Here is a 1,738-nt window from a genome sequence, read left to right as displayed (position 1 = left end):
CCACCCCTTTCAAGGTGTTGCGTAGTGGCTCTCTGAGAGGAGAGGGTCCGGGAGAGCAGCCGATAGCCGACTGAGGCGTGCCGAGCCAGGGCCGAGGCCATCTTCTCGGGAGGTGCTCCCGGAGGAAAGGCCATGCTCCTCGATGAGGTATTCCAGCGGTTCGCGCAGAAAAGTCCCCTGGCCGTGATGGCCCGGCTGCTGATGCAGCGGGCCTTGTCCCCAGAATGGCTGGAGGAGCTGTTCGAGCAGCACCGGGAGCGGCAGTACACACGCGAGTTACTGTTCTCCACCGAGGTGGACTTGATGTCGCTGGTGGCTCTGGGCCTGAGGCCCTCGCTGCATGCGGCGGCGCAGGCCAGTGACGAGTTGGCCGTGTCGATTACCGCGCTCTACGACAAGGTCAACCACACGGAGCCCGAGCTGGTACGAATGCTGGTGCAAGGCAGTGCAGAGCGGCTGGCTCCGGTAGTGCAGCCCCTGAAGACACGGCAGACGCCATGGGCGGCCGGCTACCAGGTGCGCGTACTGGACGGCAACCACCTGCCGGCCAGTGAGAAGCGGTTGAAGCCACTGCGCGGCTTCCGAGGAGCGGCCCTGCCTGGACAAGCGTTGGTGGTTTACGCCCCCGAGGAGGACTTGGTGGTGGACATGCTGGCGGGGGAGGATGCCCACGCTCAAGAGAGAAGCTTGTTGGGGCCAGTGCTGGAGCGCGTGAAGCCCGGAGAGTTGTGGCTGGCCGACAGAAACTTCAGCACCACGGGGATTCTGTTTGCCCTTCATGACAAAGGGGCGGCCTTCATCATCCGTGAGCATGGCGTTTCTCCCCACCCGGAGCCGGTAGGGGCTCTGCAGGAGGTCGGCCGGGTGGAGACGGGAGTCGTGTTCGAGCAGGCTGTTCAGATTGAGGATGGAACAGGACGGCACCTGCCTTTGCGCCGCATTGAGTTGCACCTGGATGAGCCAACCGAGGACGGAGACACCGTCATCCGCCTGTTGACGAACGCGCCTGCCGAGCGCCTGGGAGCACAACAGGTGGCGAGGTTGTACCGCCACCGCTGGAGCATTGAAGGCATGTTCGGGCGTTTGGAATCCGTGCTTCACAGCGAGGTGCGGACGTTGGGCCACCCACGAGCCGCGTTGCTGGCCTTGGGTGTGGCCGTCATGGCTTACAACGTCCTGGCCGTGCTGCAAGCCGCGGTGGAGGCTGAGCATGAATCGGCAACCGCGGGGCTCGAGGTGTCCTCCTATTTCGTTGCAGGCGAAGTGAAGGCCACCTACGGTGGGATGATGATTGCCCTCCCGGCAGCGGCGTGGGAGCCTTTCAAGAAGCAATCAGCACCTGAGCTGAGCGACACCCTGCGGCAGATGGCTGCACACGTCAACCCTGCCAAGCTGCGCAAGCACCCCCGCGCCTCCAAGAAGAAGACTCGCAAGGGCTATGTGCCGGGCGAGGTTGCCCGCAGACATGTAGCGACTGCGCGGGTGCTCCGAGGGCAAAAACTTACTTAGTGAACGACAGCTCAGAAGAACGTGGCGACCTCAGGCGTGTGCTGAAAGCCATAGCACTGGGCTCTTCAACTCCTCCAGCAGAGCGAAAGGCTCCGGCCTGGGATGACCTGTCCCCAGCAGCCCCGGCTCTACAGCTCGGTGCATCCGGAACACCTCGCTCCTCCTCCACGGTTCGCTCTCTCCTCTACTCTGCATGGAGGCGACCGCTACCTACACCTTGAAAGGGGTG

Annotated in this window: 1 protein-coding gene; it reads left to right on the top strand. The window is 63.5% G+C overall.

What is annotated here, in order from left to right:
• Positions 1-186: 186 nt before the first annotated feature.
• Positions 187-1,509 (top strand): IS4 family transposase, encoded by a 1,323-nt coding sequence (locus tag SYV04_RS43620; protein WP_321552061.1) that lies wholly within the window; start codon positions 187-189, stop codon positions 1,507-1,509.
• Positions 1,510-1,738: the final 229 nt, after the last annotated feature.

The sequence above is a fragment of the Hyalangium ruber genome (assembly GCF_034259325.1).
Lineage (GTDB): Bacteria > Myxococcota > Myxococcia > Myxococcales > Myxococcaceae > Hyalangium_A > Hyalangium_A rubrum.
The sequence above is the reverse complement of the archived record's forward strand: the minus strand, read 5'-3'. Positions and strand labels throughout refer to the sequence as shown.